Source organism: Streptomyces sp. col6, assembly GCF_008042035.1.
Lineage (GTDB): Bacteria > Actinomycetota > Actinomycetes > Streptomycetales > Streptomycetaceae > Streptomyces.
The window spans coordinates 433098-453195 of record NZ_RDBL01000006.1; the positions used below are offsets into that span (position 1 = coordinate 433098).

Below are 20098 nucleotides of genomic sequence, written 5' to 3' on the forward strand. Positions count from 1 at the left end.
GCGCGGGCCGCGGGGGAACGGCCGGTGCGGCGTACCCGCACGGCGGGCGAGGCGACGCCGACGACTCCGGCGGAACCCCGTCGCACCCGCAGCGCCTCCCAGGGCTCGGCGAGCCAGCAGGGGGCGGACGCCCCGTGGCACACGGCGGGCGACGATCAGCCCCTCCGGCGTTTGAGGAGCGGGGGCCCGGGGGCGGAGCGGGGGCCCGGGGGCGGAGGACAACGACCCCACCCCCGACAACGGAGGCGATCACGAGTGAACGACGCACTGGACGTCGCCCTCCGCCTCGTCATCGTGTTCGCCGTCTTCATGGTTCTCCCCCTCGTCGTCGGCCAGACCGAACACAAGGTCATGGCCCACATGCAGGGCCGCCTCGGTCCCATGTACGCGGGCGGCTTCCACGGCTGGGCCCAGCTCGTCGCCGACGGCGTGAAGTTCGCGCAGAAGGAGGACATCGTCCCGGCGGGCGCCGACCGCAAGGTCTTCCGCCTCGCGCCGGCCGTCGCCCTCCTCCCGTATCTGCTCGTGCTCGTCGCGATCCCGGTCGGCCCCGGCGAGGGCGCCGTCGGCCAGGTCATCGACGCCGGCATCTTCTTCGTGCTCGCGGTGATGGGCGTCGGCGTACTCGGTTCGCTCATGGCCGGCTGGGCCTCGGCCAACAAGTTCTCCCTGCTCGGCGGCCTCCGTACCGCCGCCCAGCTGCTCGCGTACGAGCTGCCGATGCTGCTCGCCGCCGCCTCGGTGGCGATGGCGGCGGGGACGGTGTCACTGCCCGGCATCCTGGACGCGTTCGAGTGGTGGTGGCTGCCCTGGCAGATCACCGGCGCCCTGGTCTTCTTCGTGGCCGGGCTCGCCGAACTCCAGCGCCCGCCCTTCGATATGCCGGTCGCCGACTCGGAGATCATCTTCGGCGCGTACACCGAGTACACCGGCCTCCGCTTCGCGCTGTTCCTGCTCGCCGAGTACGCCGGGATCGTCGTGCTCTGCGGGCTGACCACCGTGCTGTTCCTCGGCGGCTGGCACGGACCGCTGGGCGCCGACGGACTCGGCTGGGTCTGGACCCTGCTGAAGACCGGCATCCTCGCGTTCGTCGTGATCTGGCTGCGGGTCAGCTACCCGCGCCTGCGCGAGGACCAGCTGCAGAAGCTCGCCTGGACGACCCTCATCCCGCTCGCTCTCGCGCAGATCGCGCTCACCGGCATCGTGAAGGTGGCGATCAACTAGTGCCCCCGATCCCCGGCTCAGGCCTGGCCAAGGGCCTCGCCGTCACCCTGCGGACGATGACGAAGAAGACCGTCACCGCGCAGTACCCGGACGTGCAGCCCGAACTCCCGCCCCGCTCCCGGGGCGTCATCGCGCTGTTCGAGGAGAACTGCACGGTGTGCATGCTCTGCGCCCGTGAGTGCCCCGACTGGTGCATCTACATCGACTCCCACAAGGAGACGGTGCCGGCAGCGGCCCCGGGCGGCCGCGAGCGCAGCCGTAACGTGCTCGACCGCTTCGCGATCGACTTCTCGCTCTGCATGTACTGCGGCATCTGCATCGAGGTGTGCCCCTTCGACGCGCTGTTCTGGTCGCCGGAGTTCGAGTACGCGGAGACGGACATCCTCGACCTCACCCATGAGCGCGACAAGCTGCGCGACTGGATGTGGACGGTCCCGGAGCCGCCCGCGCTCGACCCGCACGCCGAGGAGCCGAAGGAGATCGCCGCCGCCCGCAAGACGGCCGACAAACTCCGCGCCCAGCAGGAGCAGCAGGCACAAGAGGCCCAGCAGGCCCAGGAAGCCGCCGCAGAGGAAGAGGAGGGCAAGGCATGACCCCCGCCCTCGCGGCCGCCTCCGCGACCCCCGGCTTCCTCTCCCCGGCCGGCGTCGAGATCGCCTTCGTCCTCGTCGGCATCGCGACCCTCGGCGCGGCCCTGGTGACCGTCACGACCAGGCAGCTGGTGCACGCCGCCCTCTGGCTGATCGTGGCGCTCGGCGGCCTCGCCGTCGAGTACCTCCTGCTCACGGCGGAGTTCATCGCCTGGGTGCAGGTACTGATCTACGTGGGTTCCGTCGTCGTCCTCCTCCTGTTCGGCCTGATGCTCACCCGGGCCCCGATCGGCCGCTCCCCGGACGCCGACTCGGAGAACCGGTGGGTTGCCCTCGCGGTCGCCGTCGCCTCCGCCGGCGCCCTGGTCTGGGTCGTCGTGGACGCCTTCCGTACGACGTGGATCGACCTGGACGGGCCCGCCCAGGGCTCCACGAAGGCCACCGGCGCCTTCCTCTTCCGGAACTGGGTCCTCCCCTTCGAGGCGCTCTCCGTCCTGCTGCTGGCCGCCCTGGTCGGCGCGATCGTCCTCTCCCGCAAGGGCCGGACCACCGCACCCGTCGACGGCGGCCCCGCGGCCGCCCCGGACCGAGAGGACACGCGCTGATGCACCTCGCCTATCCCGCCGTGCTCGCCGCCCTCCTCTTCTGCACCGGGCTGTACGGAGTCCTCGCCCGCCGCAACGCGATCCTCGTGCTGATGTCCGTCGAGCTGATGCTCAACGCCGTCAACCTCAACCTGGTCGCCTTCGACGTCTGGCTCCGCGACCGCCTCCACTCCGGCCAGGCCCTGACCCTGTTCACCATCGCCATCGCGGCGGCGGAGATCGGCATCGGCCTGGCGATCGTCCTCGCCGTGTACCGCAACCGCGGCAGCTCCGCCGTCGACCGCCTGCGCGACACCGCCGAGACCGACGAGGCCGAGACCGTCCCGGCCGGCGACGACGAGGACGACGACCGCGCCCGACCCGAAGACCAGGCCACTGCTGCGGCAGGGAAGGCAAAGAAGGCAGAGGCCACCCCGTGACCACCACGACCCTCGCCGTCCTCGTCCCCCTCCTCCCGTTCCTGGGCGCGGCGGCCGGTCTGCTCATCGGCCGCACCGCGCCCGGGTTCGTGCGCCCGCTCGCCGTCCTGCCCTCCCTCGTCTCGCTCGTCCTCGCGGCTGTGGTGGCCTCGCGCCAGGGCGGCGGCCGGGCCATCGACGCGGCGACCCAGCTCACCCCCACCGGCTCCGTCCCCATCGACCTCGCGCTGCACCTCGACGGCTTCGCGGTCCTCGTCGCCGTGCTGGTCGCGCTGGTCGCGAGCTGCGTGCAGATCTACTCGACCGCGTATCTGCGCGACGACCCCCGCTACCCCTCGTACGCGGCGCTCGTCTCCCTCTTCACCTCCGCGATGCTGCTCGTCGTCTACTCCGGCGACCTGATGGTGCTGCTGGTCGGCTGGGAGGTCATGGGCATCTGCTCGTACTTCCTGGTCGGCCACTACTGGGAGACGCCCGAGGCGCGCGCCGCGTCGCTGAAGGCGTTCCTGGTCACCAAGCTGGGCGACGTCCCCTTCCTCATCGGCCTGTTCGCGCTCGCCGCCGACACCGGCTCCTTCCGCATCACCCGCATCCTGGGCGCCGTGGCCCACGGCGGCCTCGATCACCCCACCGTCATCGCGCTCCTGCTCCTGGCCGGGGTCGCGGGCAAGTCCGCGCAGTTCCCGCTGCACACCTGGCTGCCCGACGCCATGGCCGGCCCCACCCCCGTCTCGGCACTGATCCACGCGGCCACGATGGTCGCCGCCGGCATCTACTTCGTGGCCCGGCTCCTCCCCGTCTTCGCGGCCTCCGGCGCCGCCCTCGTCGTCCTCGCCGTGATGGCGGCCGTCACGATGATCGGATCCGGGCTCGCCGCCCTCGCCCAGGACGACATCAAGCGCGTCCTCGCCTACTCGACGATCGGGCAGCTCGGCTACATGTCCGGCGCCCTGGCCGTCGGCGACCGCGGGGCCGCCGTCTTCCACCTCATCTCGCACGGTGCCTTCAAGGCGGTCCTCTTCCTCGCGGCCGGCGTCGTCATCCACGCCGCCGGCACCAACTCACTGGCCGCCATGTCCCGGATGGGCGGCCTCGCCCGCCGCATCCCGGACGCCTACTGGACGATGACCGTCGCCCTGCTCGCGCTGGCCGCCATCCCCCCGTTCGCCGGCTTCTTCTCCAAGGAAGCCGTCCTCGTCGCCGCCGAGCACACCGCGCTCGGCCACCGGCACGTCGCCCCGGCCGCCGCCGGCTGGACGGTCCTCGTCGCCGGGCTGCTGGCCGCCGTGCTCACCGCCGCCTACGCCACCCGGCTCTGGCTCCTCGCCTTCCGGGGCCGGGGCGCCGAGGCCCCCGACCACGGCAGGCAGCCCGTCGCCATGACCGCCGTCCTGTGGGTGCTGGCCGTCCCGACCATCGCCCTCGGGCTGAGCGTCGGCGTGATCGGCGACTGGTTCGACGGCCACCGCCTCGTCCCCTCGCTGACCACCGCCGTCCTGTCCACCGGTGTCGGCCTCGTCGGCGGCCTGGTCACCTACGCGGCCTGGCGCCACACCACCGCGCTCGCCGCCCGCGTCCCCATGGGCTCCGTCGTCGCCCACCCCGACGCCGAACCGGCCCTCGTGGAGATCGAGGCCATCGAGGCCCGCACCGCCGCCTACGGCCCGGCCGGGGACGCACCCGACCCCGCCGACCCCGGACGCCTGCTGCTCGGCCCGCTCCACCGCCACGCGGCCACCGGCTTCCACCTGGACGCCCTGTACGCGGCGCTGTTCGTCCGCCCTGTCCAGGCCGCCGCACGCCTCGTCCGCTTCCTGGACCGCGAGGTCGTCGAGACCTACGTACGCGGCTCCGCCACCGGCGCGCGCCGGCTCGGCACCGCCGTCCGCCGCGCCCAGACCGGCAACGTGCAGACCTACCTCAGCGCACTGCTGGCCGGTTCCCTGGTCCTGGCGGTCGCCGCCGTCGTCTTCGCCAACGTCAACGCGGGGTCCTGAGCCGTGATCGATATCAGCGCATCCGTGATGCAGTTCCTTCTGGCGTTCGTCGTCGTCGGCCCGCTCATCGGCGCCGTCGCCGCCCTGCTCCCCGCCCCGCCCGGACTGAAGGGCCGCAGCCCCGACCAGGCCGTGCTCCGGCACGGCGTGACGGTCACCGGGGTCGTCCTCCTGGCGACCCTCGTGCTGGCCGCCGGCTTCGACCACGACCACCCGTCGAAGATGCAGGCCACCAGCGACATCAGCTGGATCCCCGCGCTGGACGTACGCATCCACCTCGGCATCGACGGCATCTCGCTCCCCCTGCTCGTACTGACCGCGCTGCTGACCTTCCTCTGCGCGCTCTACAGCTACTTCAAGCTGCCCGAAGGACCCTCCCCGAAGGCCTTCGTCGCGCTGATCCTCGTCCTGGAGTCCGGCACCCTCGCCACCTTCGCCGTCCTCGACCTGATCCTGTTCTTCCTGGCGTTCGAGATGGTGCTCATCCCGATGTACTTCCTCATCGCCCGATGGGGCGGTGCGCAGAGGCAGGCGGCCGCCTGGAGGTTCATCCTCTACACCCTGCTCGGCTCGGTCGTCATGCTGCTGGGCCTGCTCCTCATCGGACTGAAGAGCGGCACCTTCGACATGGTGGCACTCGCCACTGACAACGGCCGCGGGCTCACCTCGTCCGTGCAGGTCACCGCCGTTCTGGCGATCGGCATCGGCCTCGCCGTGAAGACCCCGATGTGGCCGCTGCACAGCTGGCTGCCCGACGCCCACACCGCCGCCCCCACGGTCGGCTCCGTGCTCCTCGCGGGCGTCCTGCTGAAGATGGGCACGTACGGGTTCGTCCGTATCCTGCTCCCGGTCGCCCCGGACGGGATGCACACCTTCGCCCCGTATCTCGCGGCCTTCGCCGTCGCCGGGATCGTCTACGGATCGCTCGCCTGCCTGGCGCTCGCCCGGCCCGGCGCCAAGGGCGACCTGAAGCGGCTCATCGCGTACTCCTCCGTCGGACACATGGGCTTCGTCCTCCTCGGCATCGCGAGCATGACCCCCACCGGCGTCAACGGCGCGCTGTTCGCCAACATCGCCCACGGGCTCATCACCGGCCTGCTGTTCTTCCTGGTCGGCGCGGTCAAGGACCGGTACGGCACCGCCGACCTCGACACCCTCGCCGGAGCCACCGGCGCCGCGCTCTACGGCCGCGCGCCCCGCCTCGGCGGCCTCCTCGCGTTCGCCGCGGTCGCCTCCCTCGGCCTGCCCGGACTCGCCGGCTTCTGGGGCGAGATGCTCGCCCTGTTCGGCGCGTTCGACCCGGCCGCCGGGCTGAGCAGGCCCGCCTTCCTGACGTTCATGTCGATCGCCGCGTTCGGCACCCTGCTCACCGCGGCGTACCTGCTGATCGTCGTCCGCCGCGTCTGCATGGGCGCCCACCGCGACGAACCGCGGCAGATCGCCGACGTCCAGAGCTACGAATTCGCCGCCTGGACCCCCCTCGCGGCCCTCACCGTCCTCGCCGGCCTGTGGCCCGCCGTCCTCCTCGGCCTCACCGACCCGGCCGTGCAGAAGCTCCTCGCAGGAGGCAAGTCGTGACCACAGCGGCCGAGAGCGCCACCAGCCTCGTCCAGTCCGTCGACTGGCTCGCCATCGCGCCCCCGCTCACCGCCGCGGCCGTCGCCCTCGTCGTCCTGGTCGCCGACCTCTTCGTCGCCGAGGCCCGCAAACCGCTCCTCGGCTACGGGGCCGTCGCCGGACTCGTAGCCGCGCTCGCCCTGATCGTCCCCCTCCACGCGGGCGACCGCTCCACCTTCTGCCTCACTGCGGGCAGCCGCGCCTGCAGCTACACCGCCGACCACTTCACCCTGGTCATCCAGGCCCTCGTGCTCGGCGGCGCCCTGCTCACCGCGCTGCTCTCCATCGGCGACACCCGCAAGCTCCCGGCCGGCGAGTTCTGGTTCCTGCTGCTGTCGTCCGCCGCCGGCGCCGCGCTGCTGCCCGCCTCCCGCGACCTCGCCACGCTGGTCGTCGCCCTCGAAGTCGCCTCGCTGCCCGCCTTCGCCCTCGTCGGTATCAAGCGGGGCGACCGGCGCTCCTCCGAGGCCGCGCTGAAGTTCTTCCTGTCCTCCGTCGTCGCCACCGCAGTGATGCTCCTCGGCGTCAGCTTCGTGTACGCGGCCACCGGCACCCTCCACCTCACCGACCTGGCCGGCCGCCTCGGCCACGTCGACCCGGCGCTCTCCACCCTCGCCGGGGCGGGCGTCGCGCTGACCCTCGTCGGCTTCGCCTTCAAGACGGCCGCCGCGCCGTTCCACTTCTGGGTGCCCGACACCTACGTCGGCGCCCCGCTGCCCATCGCCGCCTATCTCTCGGTCGTCGGCAAGGCGGTCGGCTTCTCCGGCCTCATCCTCGTCACCGTGGTCGCCTTCCCGGCGTACGCGGAGGTTTGGGGCCCCGCCCTCGCGGTCCTCGCCGCGCTCACCATGACCGTCGGCAACGTCGCCGCGCTGCGCCAGAGCGCTTCCCGCGCACGCAGCGCCGTACGCCTGCTCGCCTGGTCCTCCGTCGCCCAGGCCGGGTACCTGCTCGTCCCCGTGGCCGCCGCCGCGTACGCGGGGGAACGCCGGATCGGGTCCACCGTCGCGTACGCCCTGATGTACGCCGTCGTGAACCTCGGCGCGTTCGCGGTGGCCGCCCTGGTCGCCCGTACCCGCCCCGGCAACCGGCTCGACGACTACCGCGGCCTGTACGCCACCCGGCCCCTGGCCGCCCTCGCGCTCGCCTTCTTCCTGCTCTGCCTGGCCGGTCTGCCGCCGGGCATCATCGGCCTGTTCGCGAAGGTCACGGTCTTCTCCGCCGCCGTCGACGCCGGCCTCGGCTGGCTCGCCGTCGTCATGGCCGTCAACGTCGTGGTCGCGCTGTACTACTACCTCCAGTGGACCGCCGCGCTCTTCCGCGGCCCCTCCGAAGAGGAGGCCACGCCCGCCGTACGGCACCGCACCCCGGCCCCTCTGACCGCCGCGATCGTCCTCACCGCCGTCGCCGGCATCGTCCTGTCGGGCGCCCCGCAGACCGTCCTCAGATTCGCCGCCGTCAACCTCTTCTGAGGTCGTTCAACAGTTCGAGCGACGGCAAGATCGGTTTGCCCCCGGCGGCCCGCACAGGGCAGGGTCATGCCCGCGCACGGGCGCGTACGACTTTCACATCACCACAGAGGAGCAAGAGCAGTGCTGAGCGGGTTCAAGGACTTCATCCTGCGCGGAAACGTCATCTCCATGGCGGTCGGTCTCGCCGTCGGAGCCGCTTTCACCGCAGTCGTCACCGGGTTCAGCAACGGATTCATCGTCCCGCTGATCGGCATCATCACGCGCGGCACCGGCGACTTCAGCAAGGCGCACTTCAAGGTCGACGGGGTGGACTTCCCGTACGGCCTGTTCATCAGCGCCGCCATCGCCTTCATCATCACCGCCGCCGTCCTCTACTTCGGCGTCGTCATGCCCATGGCCAAGGTGCAGGACCGCTTCACCGCCAAGAAGGCGGACGAGCCCGTCGACATCAAGGCCGCCCTGCGCGACTGCCCCCGCTGCTACACCGAGATCCCGGCCATCGCCTCCCGCTGCGCCCACTGCACCAGCGAGGTCGAGCCGGACCCCGTGGCCCTGGAACTCGCGAAGCTCCCCGCCCAGCGCTGAACGCGCGGCGCGCCTCCACCCGTACGGCCCAGCGCCCGCCCGCCGCGGGGACGGCGGGGGCGGCGGGGCCGTCCGGCCGTCCGCACCAGGGAACTCGCTCTCGCCGCCTGGCGTTGACCAGTACGGGAGGCTCCACTGGGGAGTGGAGCCGCAAGGGTTCTCCCGCTGGACGATTTGGAGGGCGTACCGTGCACCGCCGGCACAACGGGCTCAGAACCGCCGTACTCCTCGGGGGCCTGTCCGCACTCATCATCGTCATCGGCAGCTTCTTCGGGCGTACGGGCCTGATCGTCGCGCTCGTGGTGGCGGTCGGCACCAACGCGTACGCGTACTGGAACAGCGACAAGCTGGCGCTGCGGGCCATGCGCGCCCGCCCGGTGAGCGAGTTCGAGGCGCCCCAGCTCTACCGCATCGTCCGTGAGCTCTCCACGTCGGCGCGCCAGCCCATGCCCCGCCTGTACATCTCCCCGACCCAGGCGCCCAACGCCTTCGCGACCGGCCGCAACCCGCGCAACGCGGCGGTCTGCTGCACCGAGGGCATTCTGAGTCTCCTGGACGAGCGCGAGCTGCGCGGCGTCCTCGGCCACGAGCTGAGCCATGTCTACAACCGGGACATCCTGATCTCCTCGGTCGCCGGAGCCCTGGCCTCCGTCGTCATGTTCCTGGTCAACTTCGCCTGGCTGATCCCGGTCGGCCGGTCCAACGACGACGAGGGCCCCGGTCTCCTCGGCATGCTGCTGATCATGATCCTGGGCCCGCTCGCCGCCTCCGTCATCCAACTGGCCGTCAGCCGCTCCCGGGAGTACGAGGCGGACGCCTCGGGCGCCCGGCTGACCGGAGACCCGCTGGCCCTGGCCGGAGCCCTGCGGAAGCTGGAGACGGGGACGCAGCAGCTTCCGCTGCCCCCGGAGCCGAGGATCGAGACGGCGAGCCACATGATGATCGCTAATCCGTTCCGCGCGGGGCAGGGTATGTCCAGGATGTTCTCCACCCACCCGCCGATGGCGGAGCGCATCGCCCGACTCGAGCAGATGGCAGGTCCTCGCCCGTGAAAACCATTCTGAACGTCATTTGGCTGATCCTGTGCGGATTCTGGATGTTCCTCGGCTACCTGCTCGCGGGACTCCTGCTCTGCATCACGATCATCGGCATCCCCTTCGGCCTGGCCGCCTTCCGGATCGGCCTGTACGCCCTGTGGCCCTTCGGCCACCGGGTCGTCGACCGCCGGGACGCGGGCGCGCCGTCCTGCGTGGGCAACGTGCTCTGGCTGGTCCTCGCCGGCTGGTGGCTGGCGCTCGGCCACATCACCACGGGCATCGCCCTGTGCCTCACGATCATCGGAATCCCCCTGGGGATCGCCAACTTCAAGCTGATCCCGGTGTCCCTGATGCCGTTCGGCAAGGAGATCGTCAGCACCGACGAGCCGTTCGCCGGCTGGTAGCCGGACCCGGGCCGACCGGCCCTTCGCGCAACCGCCCGCCCGTCACGGACGTCCTGGATTCCAGGAACGAGTGACGGGTAGGTTCGCACGCATGACCATTATCGGCTGGATCATTCTCGGGCTCGTCGCGGGCGTCATCGCCAAGATCCTGCTGCCGGGGCGCGACCCCGGCGGCCTGGTGGGCACGACCCTCATAGGTGTCGTCGGCGCCTTCCTCGGTGGCTGGATATCGTCGCGCTTCCTGGACCGCGAGATCTCCAAGGACTTCTTCGACCCGGCGACCTGGGTGGCGGCCATCGGCGGCTCACTGGTCCTGCTGATCGCCTACCGCCTGCTCTTCGGCAACTCCCGCGAACGGCGCTGACGTCAGCCCCTCAGCCCCGTCTCACGCAACGTCACATTGAGCCGGCCGCCGCTCATCCCCGTACCGGGAGGGGCGGTGCCGGGCCGGACCGAGGGCACCCCGTGGAACGCCCGGCGCGCAGGCCCGCCGAACACGAACAGATCCCCGGACATCAGCTCCACGTCCGTCCAGGGCCGGCCCCGGCCCTCCGCGTTGCCGAAGCGGAAGACACACGTGTCACCGATGCTGAGCGACACCACGGGCGCCCCGGACCGCTCCTCGTTGTCCTGGTGCAGGCCCATCCGGGCCGAGCCGTCGTAGAAGTTGACCAGCGCGGCGTCCGGCTCGTACGCCTCCGCGCCGCCCCCGGGCCCGTACGCCTCCGCGACCGCCGCCCGCCCGAGATCCGCCAGCCACGCGGGAAAAGGGGCCACCGCCGCCCCGTTCACATCGTCCGCCGTACGGGAGTAGCGGTACGGCTGCCAGTGCCACCCCAGGCACACCGTCCGCACCGACATCACCCCGCCGCCCGGCAACGCCGTGTGCCGCAGCGGTACGGGCCCCCGCGCCCACTCCCGGCACGCCGCCACCAACTCCCGCTGCCGCTCCGGCGACAGCCAGTCGGGCACATGAACGGCCCCCGGCGCGACGACCGCGCGCGACCGGGGGAAGAGCCCGTCCATCAGCGCGCGACGAGGGCGGCGCCTTCGAGCCCCAGCAGCCGTTCCTTGCGCTCCAGCCCGCCCGCGTACCCGCGCAGCGCGCCGTCCGCACCGATCACCCGGTGACACGGCCGCACCACCAGCAGCGGATTGCGCCCGATCGCGGTGCCCACGGCCCGTACCCCGGCCCCGCTCGCGCCGACGCGCTCGGCGATCTGCCCGTAGGACACCGTCTCCCCGTACGGAACGGCCTCCAGGGCGGCCCAGACGCGCCGCTGGAACTCGGTGCCCCGGCCCTGCGCGTACACCAGCTCGAAGCGCGTCCTGCGCCCCTCGAAGTACTCCCGCAGCTGGGCGGCGGCCCCGGCGAACGCCGAGGGGGCGTGCACCCAGCCGTCCTGGACGACCGCGGCGCCCTTCTGGCCCGGCAGGGAGAGCGAGACGAGCGCAATGCCCGCCGCACCGGGGGCCTCTTCCCCGACCAGCAGCAGTTCGCCCAGCGGGCTGTCGACCGTCGCGTACATGGTCATGACCGGTCCCTCTCCTCGTCCGTCCGACCGGCCGGAACGCCGGCCGTCACGGACCAGTCTGCTGCGCCCGAACCGCCACGACCGGCGGTATTCGGACATGTAGTCCGGGCGCGGAACGAAGCCCTCCGCACCCGGACCACCCTGCTCTAGCGGTAGTTCGCGAACTGCACGTCGAAGTCGAAGTCCTGGGCCTTCAGCAGCGCCTGCACGGCCTGCAGGTCGTCCCGGCTCTTCGAGGTGACCCGCAGCTCCTCGCCCTGGACCTGGGCCTTGACGCCCTTGGGGCCCTCGTCGCGGATGATCTTCGCGACCTTCTTGGCGTTCTCCTGGGAGATGCCCTCCTCGATCGAGGCGAACAGCTTGTACTCCTTGCCGGACAGCTGCGGCTCACCGGCGTCCAGCGACTTCAGCGAGATCCCGCGCTTGATCAGCTTGGACTGGAAGATGTCGAGGATGGCCTTGACCCGCTCCTCGCCGTTCGCCTGCATCAGAATCTTCTCGCCCGACCACGCGATCGAGGCGTCCGTGCCCTTGAAGTCGTAGCGGGTGGAGATCTCCTTGGCGGCCTGGTTGAGGGCGTTGTCGACCTCCTGCCGCTCGACCTTCGAGACGATGTCGAAACTGGAGTCGGCCATGACGTGTGGCTCCTTGGATCGGGGGTGCTGGAATGTACGTGCGCGAGCGGCGGCCGCGTGACCCGCGGGCCCTGCCGCCCGGCAAAGCCTAGCCACCCGGGGGCGCCCGAGCCGCCGAACAATCCGGTGGCGTAGCACCCTCGGTCATCAGGTATTGTTTACGTCGTTGCCAGAGAGCGCCGCGGGAAACCCGGACTCGAAGGCGGCATCCCTTGGCGGTGTGCCCGAGTGGCCAAAGGGAGCAGACTGTAAATCTGCCGGCTCAGCCTACCCAGGTTCGAACCCTGGCGCCGCCACAAGCAAGGCCCCCGTCCTTTCGGACGGGGGCCTTCTTTGTCGTGTGGGTCAGTTGCCCGCGATGTCCTTCACCGCGACCGCCAGGGGCATGTTGCCCGCGATCAGTTCGAGGGTGAGGCCCGCCGTGGCCGGGGTGTCCAGGAGTTCCAGGAGCGTTGCCGCCACGTCGTCGCGGGGGACCGGGCCCCGGCCCGTGGAGGCGGCGAGGAGGACCTGGCCGGTGCCGGCGTCGTTGGTGAGCATGCCGGGGCGCAGGATCGTCCAGTCCAGGCCCGAGCGGGACCGTACGTCCGCGTCCGCCGCCCCCTTGGCCCGCAGGTACACGTCGAACACCTCGTCCCCGGGGTGGTCCGGGTCCGCGCCCATGGACGAGACCACGACGTAGCGCCGCACCCCCGCCCGTTCCGCCGCGTCCGCGAAGAGCACGGCCGCGCCCCGGTCCACCGTGTCCTTGCGGGCCGTACCGCTGTTGGGGCCCGCACCGGCCGCGAAGACCGCCGCGTCGGCGCCGCGCAGCACCTCGGCGGCCTGCTCGACCGTGGCCGATTCCAGGTCCAGCACCACCGGTTCGGCGCCCGCCTTCCGGAGGTCGTCGCTCTGTTCGGGGTTGCGGATGATGCCGGCCGCCTCATCCCCGCGCGCAGCGAGCAGCCGCTCCAGCCGCAGCGCGATCTGACCATGTCCACCTGCGATGACAATGCGCATGCACCCGACGGTACGCCGGAGCGGGCCGGGACGCTCACGGCCCGCCGGTGGATTCCGGCCGTCCCTGGCGCGGCAGTCCGGGGCCGCCGCCCGTCTCCGAGTCGCAGTACTCGCGCACCGCGCTGGTCCGGGCCACCACCCGCCCCCGGTGCACCACGATCCGGCTGTACGCGAGCGACAGCGCCCCGGCGAGCCCTTCTCCCCGTACGGCGAGCAGTTCGGCCGGGAAGCCCGCCTCGACGCGGACCTCGGGGAGCCCCATGGCGTGGCGGGCCTCGGCGGAGACCGCCGCGTACGCGTCCCCGGGGCGCAGCCCGTCCTGCGAGGCCAGCAGGAAGGCGGCCTCCAGCGGGTCGCCCCGGCCCACCGGATTGGCCGGATCGCGCAGCGCCCCGCTGCCGGCCGCGACCCGGACCCCGGCCTCGCGCAGCAGTCGTACGGGGGCGGGGCCCCGGTGTTCCGCGCCGCAGCACGAGCCCTGGGGGAGGCAGACGACGCCCACGCCGGAGGCGGCCAGCCGGGCCGCGACCCCGGCGGCGGCTTCGGGGGGGAGGCGGGTGAGGCCGACGCAGGGGCCGATGGTGACCCGCTGCCGCATCCCGCCGGCCAGCGCGGCGAACCGGGCCAGCCGGACGGGGTCGTCACCGTCCGTGTGCAGGTCGACGGGGCAGCCGTGCTCCGCGGCGACCTCCAGGACGGCCTCGACGTATCCCGACGGGTCCGGGTCGAGGTCCGGGCAGCCGCCGACCGCCGCGGCGCCCATCTTCACGGCGTCGCGGAGCATGGCCAGGTTGTCCGCCCCGGCCACACCGGTGAGCAGCCGGGGGACGGCGACCGGGGTGAGGTCGGCCAGGCCGCGCAGGGAGCGCCGGGCCTGGAGGACGGCTTCGAGAGCCGCGAGGCCCTGTACGTCGCCGATCCGTACGTGGGAGCGCAGCGCCGTCGCGCCGTGGCCGAGCTGGAGCAGCGCGGCCTCGGTGGCGCGCCGCTGGATGTCCTCGGGGCGCTGGGACGCGGGCCCGTCGATGTCGGCGGTGAGGGCGGTGTCGCTGTGGGTGTGCGGCTCGGCGGGTGCGGGGAGCAGCAGGTGGCCGCGCAGGTCCAGCCGGGCGCCGGGGGCGGTGAGGCTGCCCGCAGTACCGACGGCCTCGATACGTCCGCCGCAGACCCGTACGTCCACGACGCGGCCGTCGGCGAGGCGGGCACCGCAGAGCGTCAGCGCGGGGCTCTCCGGGCCGCCGGTGGTGTCGGCCGCGTGGTCGTCGGGCCGCCGCGGCTGGCTGTCGGGCATCGGGCTCCTGGGAAGGGGGCAAGATCACGCAGAGTGAGTAGAGCCTAGGGGTGTGCCCGGTCCGGTTCGAGGAGGAGCGCAATAGTCGTACCGGTGCGGCCTTGCTGATCAGCGGTGTGCGGGCGGCCCGAGCGGGGTACGGGACGGGGTCGGGCGGGTGCCGCGAAACGGATTTGGGCGATCGGCGACCGAGCGTGTAATGTCTTCATCGCTCGCCCCAATAGCTCAGTCGGTAGAGCGTCTCCATGGTAAGGAGAAGGTCTGCGGTTCGATTCCGCATTGGGGCTCTGGTGATCGGGAACCCCGCTTCGGCGGGGGGACCAGTCATCAAAGCGGTGTAGCTCAGTCGGTAGAGCAAGCGGCTCATAATCGCTGTGTCACCGGTTCAAGTCCGGTCACCGCTACTAACAGTAGCCGATTGTGGGGTCGGTCCTTCGATCGGCTACTCTTTTTTGCGTTCATCCGTCCATCGTCCGTCCAAGGAGCACTCACGTGGCTGCCACCGACGTCCGCCCGAAGATCACGCTGGCCTGCGTGGAGTGCAAGGAGCGGAACTACATCACCAAGAAGAACCGGCGTAACAACCCGGACCGTCTTGAGATGAAGAAGCACTGCCCGCGCTGCAACTCGCACACTGCGCACCGCGAAACGCGCTGAATCAGGCTCGTACACGAGGCCGTCCCCTTCGGGGGGCGGCCTCGTGTCGTTGTGCGGCGGGTTTGGCGTTGAATGGTGCCGGACGCCGCCACAGGCCGGCCCAGTCGTTCTTTCTTCAGGAGGTTGCGAGTTCATGGCGCTCGACCAGTCCTTCGTGGGACGGACCTATCCGCCCACCGCGCCGTACGAGGTCGGACGGGAGAAGATCCGCGAGTTCGCCGAGGCCGTGGGCGACGCCCACCCCGCGTACACCGACCCCGAGGCCGCGAAGGCGCTCGGCCACAGTGATGTGATCGCGCCGCCGACCTTCGTGTTCTCGATCACGTTCAAGGCCGCCGGCCAGGTCATCGAGGACCCCCAGCTGGGCCTGGACTACAGCCGGGTGGTGCACGGCGACCAGAAGTTCGTCTACGTGCGCCCGGTGCGCGCGGGCGACCGGCTGTCGGTCACCTCGACGATCGAGGCCGTGAAGTCCATGGCGGGCAACGACATCCTGGACGTCCGCGGCGATGTCCACGACGCGTCCGGTGAGCTGGTCGTGACCGCCTGGACGAAGCTGGTGGCGCGCGCCGCCGAGGAGGCGTGATGACGGCGAAGGTGAGTTACGAGGCGGTCGAGGTCGGTACGGAGCTGCCGGCGCGGTCCTTCCCCGTCACCCGGGCGGCGCTCGTGCAGTACGCGGGCGCCTCGGGCGACTTCAACCCGATCCACTGGAACGAGCGCTTCGCGCGCGAGGTCGGGCTGCCCGATGTGATCGCCCACGGAATGTTCACCATGGCCGAGGCGATCCGGGTGGTCACGGACTGGGCCGGCGACCCGGGCGCGGTCGTGGAGTACGGGGTGCGCTTCACCAAGCCGGTCGTGGTCCCCGACGACGACAAGGGCGCGCAGATCGAGGTCAGCGGCAAGGTGGCCGCCCTGCTGGACGACCGCCGGGTGCGCGTCGACCTGACGGTCATGAGCGACGGCAAGAAGGTCCTGGGCATGTCCCGGGCCGTGGTGCAGCTCGCCTGACACCCGCTCCGGTCCCGGCGTGAGGGGCACGGTCCATGGGGCCGTGCCCCTCACGCGTACCCCCGCTCGCGACCCGTCCCGGCGCCCGCTTGACGAAGTTAGTGATTGAGTACTAACTTAGGGGCATGGCAAGGATGAGTGCAGATGAGCGGCGTGAGAGCGTCATCCGCGCGGCGGTCACCGAGTTCGCCCGCGGCGGGTACAGCGCCACCTCCACCGAGGCGATCGCCAAGCGTGTGGGTGTCTCGCAGCCGTACCTCTTCCGCCTCTTCCCCAACAAGCAGGCGATGTTCCTCGCGGCGGCCGAGCGCTGTCTCGTGGAGACGCGGCAGGTGTTCGAGGAGGCGGCCGACGGGCTGGAGGGCGAAGAGGCGCTCCACTCGATGGCCCGCGCCTACCAGCGGCTGATCGCCGACGACCCCGACAAGCTGCTCATGCAGATGCAGGTGTACGCGGCCGTCGCCGCCGCCGAGGCGGCCGGTGACCACGCGTTCGGCGAGTCGGTGCGGGCCGGCTGGCTGGAGCTGTTCGACTCCGTCAATCTCGCGCTCGGCGCCGATGTCAATGACGCCACCACATTCCTCGCGTACGGCATGCTCGCCAACACGCTGACCTCGCTCGGCTTCCCGGCCGGACACCGGATCTGGTCCGGTTTCTACACCTCCGCCCAGCCGGTCACCTGAAAGACGCCCCACCCGGGTTCGGCCCGGTTTTCTGCCCGCGAAAGTTAGTAATCAATAACTAACCCTCCAGGGGGAGCAGTGAACCAGCAAACGACCGGCCGCGCAGGAGCGGCCTGGGCCCTCGTCATCACCAGCGTCGCCGGCTTCATGGCGGCCCTCGACAACCTCGTCGTCACCACCGCCCTGCCGTCCATCCGCGAGAGCCTCGGCGGAGAGATGGAGGAGCTGGAGTGGACGGTCAACGCCTACACGCTGACCTTCGCCGTGCTGCTGATGTTCGGCGCCGCCCTCGGTGACCGCTTCGGCCGCCGCCGGCTCTTCCTCGCCGGGCTCTCCGTCTTCACCGCCGCGTCCGCCGCGGCCGCCCTCTCGCCCGGGATCAACGAACTGATCGCCTTCCGCGCGGTCCAGGGCGTCGGCGCCGCGATCATGATGCCGCTCACGCTCACCCTGCTCACGGCCGCCGTGGAACCCGCCCGCCGGGGCATGGCGCTCGGCATCTTCAGCGCCGCCACCGGTCTCGCCGTGGCCAGCGGGCCCCTGATCGGCGGCAGCCTCACCGAGCACATCTCCTGGCAGTGGATCTTCTGGCTCAACGTGCCGATCGGCCTGCTCCTGCTGCCGCTCGCCCGCTTCCGTCTCGCGGAGTCGTACGCCCCCGACGCCCGGCTCGACATCCCCGGCACCCTCCTGGTCAGCGGCGGCCTCTTCGGCATCGTCTACGGGCTCGTCAACGCCAACGCCGACGGCTGGACCGACCCGACCGTCCTGACCTCGCTCATCGCCGGCGCCGCGCTCATCGGGGCGTTCATCCGCCACGGCTTCCGGGGCCGCAAGCCCATGCTGCCCATGCGCCTCTTCCGGGACCGCGGCTTCTTCGGGATCAACATCTCCAGCATGCTGATGTACCTCGGGATGTTCGGCTCGATCTTCCTGCTCAGCCAGTACCTCCAGGGCGTCCTCGGCTACTCGCCCACCGAGGCCGGACTGCGGATGCTGCCCTGGACCGGGATGCCGATGCTCGTCGCCCCCATCGCCGGAATGCTCTCCGACCGGTTCGGCGGCCGTCCGGTGGTCGTCACGGGGCTCGCCCTCCAGGCCGCGGGCCTCGGCCTGTTCGCCATGGCCATCTCCCCGGACGCCTCCTACGTCTCGCAGCTGCCCGGCCTGATCGTCGGCGGCATCGGGATGGCCCTGTACTTCGCCCCGGCCGCCAGCCTGGTGATGTCCAGCGTCCGCCCCGGTGAGCAGGGCATCGCCTCCGGCGCCAACAACGCCCTGCGCGAGGTCGGCGGCGCCCTCGGGGTCGCCGTGCTCACCACCGTCTTCGCCTCGCAGGGCGGCCTCGAATCCGCGCAGTCCTTCACCGACGGGACCGTGCCGGCCGTCTGGATCGGCTCCGGAGTGGTCGCCCTGGCCGCGCTCGTCGCCCTGATGATCCCCGGCCGCCGCGCCGCCGCGACGTCCGAGCCCGCCACGGAGGCGGACGAGAACCAGGAGCGCACCGAGGAGCGGGTCTCCGTTCCCGCCTGACGCGCCCCGTACACCCCGTACGGTCCGTGGCCCCGCCCAGCGGCGGGGCCACGGACCGTACTCTTGTCCCCGTGCAGGAACTCCACGATGCCCCCCTCGCCCCCCTGACCACCTTCCGGCTCGGCGGCCCCGCCACCCGTCTCCTCACCGCCACCACGGACGCCGAGGTCGTCGACGCCGTGCGCGAGGCCGACGACAGCGGCACCCCGCTCCTGATCATCGGCGGCGGCAGCAACCTGGTCATCGGCGACAAGGGCTTCGAGGGCACCGCCCTGCGCATCGCCACCAAGGGCTTCGTGCTCGACGGCGGCTCCCTGGAACTGGCGGCCGGCGAGGTGTGGACCGACGCCGTCGCCCGCACCGTGGAGGCCGGTCTCGCCGGCCTCGAATGCCTGGCCGGCATCCCCGGCTCCGCGGGCGCCACCCCGATCCAGAACGTCGGCGCGTACGGGCAGGAGGTGTCCTCCACCATCACGGAGGTCGTCGCCTACGACCGGCGCACCCGCGAAACGGTCGTCCTGCCCAACTCCGAGTGCGCGTTCTCCTACCGGCACAGCCGCTTCAAGGCCGAACCCGACCGGTACGTGGTGCTGCGCGTCCGCTTCGGCCTGGAGGAGTCCGGGGGCCTGTCGGCGCCCCTGAAGTACCCCGAGACCGCGCGGGCCATGGGCGTCGAGGAGGGCGACCGCGTTCCCGCGGCCGCCGCCCGCGAAACCGTGCTCCGGCTGCGCGCCGGCAAGGGCATGGTGCTGGACCCCGAGGACCACGACACCTGGTCGGCCGGGTCCTTCTTCACCAACCCGATCCTGGAGCGGGCCGAGTTCGACGCGTTCCTGGCCCGGGTCGCGGACCGGCTCGGCCCCGAGGTCACGCCCCCCGCCTTCCCGGCCGGTGAGGGGCGGACCAAGACCTCCGCCGCCTGGCTCATCGACCGGGCCGGCTTCACCAAGGGCTACGGCACCGGGCCCGCCCGCATCTCCACCAAGCACACCCTCGCCCTCACCAACCGGGGGGCGGCGACCACCGAGGACCTGCTGGCGCTGGCCCGCGAGGTCGTCGCCGGGGTGCACGCGGCCTTCGGCGTCACCCTCGTCAACGAACCGGTGACGGTGGGCGTGAGCCTGTAGCGGGCCTCCGGGGGCTTCAGTACGCCACGCCCACGCCCTGCTTCACCGACGCCGGGTCGTCGATCAGCGCCAGCATCGCGTGCGCCACGTCGGCCCGGGAGATGGACCGGCCGCTGCGCGGGTTGCTCCCGACCACCGTCCGGTACGTGCCCGTCAGCGGCCCGTTCGTGAGCTTCGGGGGCCGCACCGACGTCCAGTCCGTGGCGGAGGCCGCGAGCGCCGCCTCCATCGCGGTGAGGTCCGCGTACACCTCCTTGAGGATCGCGCCGATCATCGAGAGCATCATCCGGTCGAGCAGCGGGTCGTCGGCGGGCTCCGGGGCGACCGGGGCGGCGCTGACCACCAGCAGCCGCCGGGTGCCCTCCGCCTCCATCGCCGTCAGCACGGAGCGGGTCAGCCGCTCCGCGATTCCGTCCGCCTTGCGGCCCTTCGCGCCGAGGCCGGAGAGGACCGCGTCGCGCCCCGCCACCGCCTCGCGCAGCGCCTCCGGGTCGTCGACCCGGGCCGCCGTGTGGACGGTGACGTCCGAGAGCGGGACCGGGAGCCGCGCGGGATCGCGGACCACCGCCGTCACCTCGTGCCCCGCCGCCACCGCCTGGCGGACGATCTCCTGACCGATACCGCCTGTCGCACCGAACACCGTGAGCTTCATGTCACACCCCTCCCAAGGT

The 20098-nt window shown here is 71.8% G+C and carries 23 protein-coding genes and 3 tRNA genes; 20 read left to right on the forward strand and 6 right to left on the reverse strand.

Annotated elements, in window-relative coordinates; all coding sequences use genetic code 11:
• The first annotated feature begins 255 nt into the window (after positions 1–255).
• The 11 genes from EAO73_RS36375 to EAO73_RS06020 all read left to right on the forward strand — a co-directional run bounded on the left by EAO73_RS36375 (position 256) and on the right by EAO73_RS06020 (position 10314).
• On the forward strand, positions 256–1224 hold the full coding sequence (locus tag EAO73_RS36375; RefSeq protein ID WP_224756243.1) for a complex I subunit 1/NuoH family protein: 969 nt from the start codon (positions 256–258) through the stop codon (positions 1222–1224).
• Positions 1224–1817 carry a NuoI/complex I 23 kDa subunit family protein gene (locus EAO73_RS05975; protein WP_147970418.1) on the forward strand — a complete coding sequence of 198 codons (594 nt, stop codon included), beginning with the start codon at positions 1224–1226 and terminating at the stop codon, positions 1815–1817. Before EAO73_RS36375 ends, EAO73_RS05975 begins: the two co-directional genes overlap by 1 nt.
• Positions 1814–2419, forward strand: coding sequence for an NADH-quinone oxidoreductase subunit J (locus tag EAO73_RS05980; protein ID WP_147970419.1), 606 nt, complete (start codon positions 1814–1816; stop codon positions 2417–2419). The genes EAO73_RS05975 and EAO73_RS05980 overlap by 4 nt, the downstream gene beginning before the upstream one ends.
• A complete protein-coding gene (gene nuoK, locus EAO73_RS05985) occupies positions 2419–2838 on the forward strand; it encodes an NADH-quinone oxidoreductase subunit NuoK (protein WP_147970420.1) in 420 nt (139 codons plus the stop codon). The genes EAO73_RS05980 and nuoK overlap by 1 nt, the downstream gene beginning before the upstream one ends.
• Positions 2835–4835, forward strand: coding sequence for an NADH-quinone oxidoreductase subunit L (locus EAO73_RS05990; RefSeq protein WP_147970421.1), 2001 nt, complete (start codon positions 2835–2837; stop codon positions 4833–4835). Before nuoK ends, EAO73_RS05990 begins: the two co-directional genes overlap by 4 nt.
• 27 nt (positions 4836–4862) lie before the next feature.
• Positions 4863–6413, forward strand: a complete 1551-nt coding sequence (locus EAO73_RS05995) for a complex I subunit 4 family protein (RefSeq protein WP_147971412.1) — start codon at positions 4863–4865, stop codon at positions 6411–6413.
• Positions 6410–7924, forward strand: coding sequence for an NADH-quinone oxidoreductase subunit N (locus tag EAO73_RS06000; RefSeq protein WP_147970422.1), 1515 nt, complete (start codon positions 6410–6412; stop codon positions 7922–7924). The genes EAO73_RS05995 and EAO73_RS06000 overlap by 4 nt, the downstream gene beginning before the upstream one ends.
• Before the next feature lie 120 nt (positions 7925–8044).
• On the forward strand, positions 8045–8509 hold the full coding sequence (locus tag EAO73_RS06005; RefSeq protein WP_147970423.1) for an MscL family protein: 465 nt from the start codon (positions 8045–8047) through the stop codon (positions 8507–8509).
• A gap of 188 nt (positions 8510–8697) precedes the next feature.
• On the forward strand, positions 8698–9561 hold the full coding sequence (htpX, locus tag EAO73_RS06010) for a zinc metalloprotease HtpX (protein ID WP_147970424.1): 864 nt from the start codon (positions 8698–8700) through the stop codon (positions 9559–9561).
• The gene (locus EAO73_RS06015) at positions 9558–9950 is read left to right on the forward strand and encodes a YccF domain-containing protein (RefSeq protein ID WP_147970425.1); all 393 of its coding nucleotides are present in this window, start codon (positions 9558–9560) and stop codon (positions 9948–9950) included. Before htpX ends, EAO73_RS06015 begins: the two co-directional genes overlap by 4 nt.
• A 91-nt stretch (positions 9951–10041) precedes the next feature.
• Complete coding sequence (locus EAO73_RS06020; protein WP_018519338.1) at positions 10042–10314, forward strand: GlsB/YeaQ/YmgE family stress response membrane protein; 273 nt, start codon at positions 10042–10044, stop codon at positions 10312–10314.
• A gap of 2 nt (positions 10315–10316) precedes the next feature.
• Here EAO73_RS06020 and EAO73_RS06025 read toward each other — a convergent pair whose 3' ends face one another.
• The 3 genes from EAO73_RS06025 to EAO73_RS06035 all read right to left on the reverse strand — a co-directional run bounded on the left by EAO73_RS06025 (position 10317) and on the right by EAO73_RS06035 (position 12120).
• The gene (locus EAO73_RS06025) at positions 10317–10976 is read right to left on the reverse strand and encodes an alpha-ketoglutarate-dependent dioxygenase AlkB family protein (protein WP_147970426.1); all 660 of its coding nucleotides are present in this window, start codon (positions 10974–10976) and stop codon (positions 10317–10319) included.
• Positions 10976–11485, reverse strand: a complete 510-nt coding sequence (locus EAO73_RS06030; protein WP_147970427.1) for a methylated-DNA--[protein]-cysteine S-methyltransferase — start codon at positions 11483–11485, stop codon at positions 10976–10978. The genes EAO73_RS06025 and EAO73_RS06030 overlap by 1 nt, the downstream gene beginning before the upstream one ends.
• A 146-nt stretch (positions 11486–11631) precedes the next feature.
• On the reverse strand, positions 11632–12120 hold the full coding sequence (locus EAO73_RS06035; protein ID WP_018101275.1) for a YajQ family cyclic di-GMP-binding protein: 489 nt from the start codon (positions 12118–12120) through the stop codon (positions 11632–11634).
• Positions 12121–12334: 214 nt separating this feature from the next.
• Between EAO73_RS06035 and EAO73_RS06040 the strand changes: the two genes are divergently transcribed.
• Positions 12335–12416 (forward strand) — tRNA-Tyr (locus EAO73_RS06040).
• A 49-nt stretch (positions 12417–12465) separates the two neighbouring features.
• On the opposite strand, the gene EAO73_RS06045 is transcribed toward EAO73_RS06040, so the two are convergent.
• Together EAO73_RS06045 and EAO73_RS06050 are read right to left on the reverse strand one after the other, a co-directional pair.
• The gene (locus tag EAO73_RS06045; protein ID WP_147970428.1) at positions 12466–13122 is read right to left on the reverse strand and encodes an SDR family oxidoreductase; all 657 of its coding nucleotides are present in this window, start codon (positions 13120–13122) and stop codon (positions 12466–12468) included.
• A gap of 34 nt (positions 13123–13156) precedes the next feature.
• Positions 13157–14413 carry an amidohydrolase family protein gene (locus EAO73_RS06050; protein ID WP_147970429.1) on the reverse strand — a complete coding sequence of 419 codons (1257 nt, stop codon included), beginning with the start codon at positions 14411–14413 and terminating at the stop codon, positions 13157–13159.
• Between the two features lie 214 nt (positions 14414–14627).
• Here EAO73_RS06050 and EAO73_RS06055 point away from each other — a divergent pair.
• From EAO73_RS06055 to EAO73_RS06090, 8 genes are all read left to right on the forward strand, one after another.
• Positions 14628–14700: transfer RNA gene (locus EAO73_RS06055), tRNA-Thr, on the forward strand.
• 44 nt (positions 14701–14744) lie between these two features.
• Positions 14745–14817 (forward strand) — tRNA-Met (locus tag EAO73_RS06060).
• A gap of 88 nt (positions 14818–14905) precedes the next feature.
• Positions 14906–15070 carry a 50S ribosomal protein L33 gene (gene rpmG / locus EAO73_RS06065; protein WP_003956487.1) on the forward strand — a complete coding sequence of 55 codons (165 nt, stop codon included), beginning with the start codon at positions 14906–14908 and terminating at the stop codon, positions 15068–15070.
• A gap of 133 nt (positions 15071–15203) precedes the next feature.
• Positions 15204–15656, forward strand: a complete 453-nt coding sequence (locus tag EAO73_RS06070) for a MaoC family dehydratase N-terminal domain-containing protein (protein ID WP_147970430.1) — start codon at positions 15204–15206, stop codon at positions 15654–15656.
• Positions 15656–16084 (forward strand): MaoC family dehydratase, encoded by a 429-nt coding sequence (locus EAO73_RS06075; protein WP_147970431.1) that lies wholly within the window; start codon positions 15656–15658, stop codon positions 16082–16084. The genes EAO73_RS06070 and EAO73_RS06075 overlap by 1 nt, the downstream gene beginning before the upstream one ends.
• Before the next feature lie 134 nt (positions 16085–16218).
• Positions 16219–16767, forward strand: coding sequence for a TetR/AcrR family transcriptional regulator (locus tag EAO73_RS06080; RefSeq protein ID WP_147971413.1), 549 nt, complete (start codon positions 16219–16221; stop codon positions 16765–16767).
• Between the two features lie 78 nt (positions 16768–16845).
• On the forward strand, positions 16846–18300 hold the full coding sequence (locus tag EAO73_RS06085; RefSeq protein ID WP_147970432.1) for an MFS transporter: 1455 nt from the start codon (positions 16846–16848) through the stop codon (positions 18298–18300).
• Positions 18301–18371: 71 nt separating this feature from the next.
• Positions 18372–19427, forward strand: coding sequence for a UDP-N-acetylmuramate dehydrogenase (locus EAO73_RS06090; RefSeq protein ID WP_191133954.1), 1056 nt, complete (start codon positions 18372–18374; stop codon positions 19425–19427).
• A gap of 16 nt (positions 19428–19443) precedes the next feature.
• On the opposite strand, the gene EAO73_RS06095 is transcribed toward EAO73_RS06090, so the two are convergent.
• On the reverse strand, positions 19444–20079 hold the full coding sequence (locus tag EAO73_RS06095; protein WP_147970434.1) for an NAD(P)-dependent oxidoreductase: 636 nt from the start codon (positions 20077–20079) through the stop codon (positions 19444–19446).
• Positions 20080–20098: the final 19 nt, after the last annotated feature.

Bases quoted from the DNA above. Each gene is read 5' to 3' on its own strand.
- EAO73_RS05980 (WP_147970419.1), top strand. From the start codon at position 1,814: ATGACCCCCGCCCTCGCGGCCGCCTCCGCGACCCCCGGCTTCCTCTCC.
- nuoK (WP_147970420.1), top strand. From the start codon at position 2,419: ATGCACCTCGCCTATCCCGCCGTGCTCGCCGCCCTCCTCTTCTGCACC.
- EAO73_RS05995 (WP_147971412.1), top strand. From the start codon at position 4,863: ATGCAGTTCCTTCTGGCGTTCGTCGTCGTCGGCCCGCTCATCGGCGCC.
- EAO73_RS06020 (WP_018519338.1), top strand. From the start codon at position 10,042: ATGACCATTATCGGCTGGATCATTCTCGGGCTCGTCGCGGGCGTCATC.
- EAO73_RS06025 (WP_147970426.1), bottom strand. From the start codon at position 10,976: ATGGACGGGCTCTTCCCCCGGTCGCGCGCGGTCGTCGCGCCGGGGGCC.
- EAO73_RS06030 (WP_147970427.1), bottom strand. From the start codon at position 11,485: ATGACCATGTACGCGACGGTCGACAGCCCGCTGGGCGAACTGCTGCTG.
- EAO73_RS06035 (WP_018101275.1), bottom strand. From the start codon at position 12,120: ATGGCCGACTCCAGTTTCGACATCGTCTCGAAGGTCGAGCGGCAGGAG.
- EAO73_RS06045 (WP_147970428.1), bottom strand. From the start codon at position 13,122: ATGCGCATTGTCATCGCAGGTGGACATGGTCAGATCGCGCTGCGGCTG.
- EAO73_RS06050 (WP_147970429.1), bottom strand. From the start codon at position 14,413: ATGCCCGACAGCCAGCCGCGGCGGCCCGACGACCACGCGGCCGACACC.
- EAO73_RS06070 (WP_147970430.1), top strand. From the start codon at position 15,204: ATGGCGCTCGACCAGTCCTTCGTGGGACGGACCTATCCGCCCACCGCG.
- EAO73_RS06075 (WP_147970431.1), top strand. From the start codon at position 15,656: ATGACGGCGAAGGTGAGTTACGAGGCGGTCGAGGTCGGTACGGAGCTG.
- EAO73_RS06080 (WP_147971413.1), top strand. From the start codon at position 16,219: ATGAGTGCAGATGAGCGGCGTGAGAGCGTCATCCGCGCGGCGGTCACC.
- EAO73_RS06095 (WP_147970434.1), bottom strand. From the start codon at position 20,079: ATGAAGCTCACGGTGTTCGGTGCGACAGGCGGTATCGGTCAGGAGATC.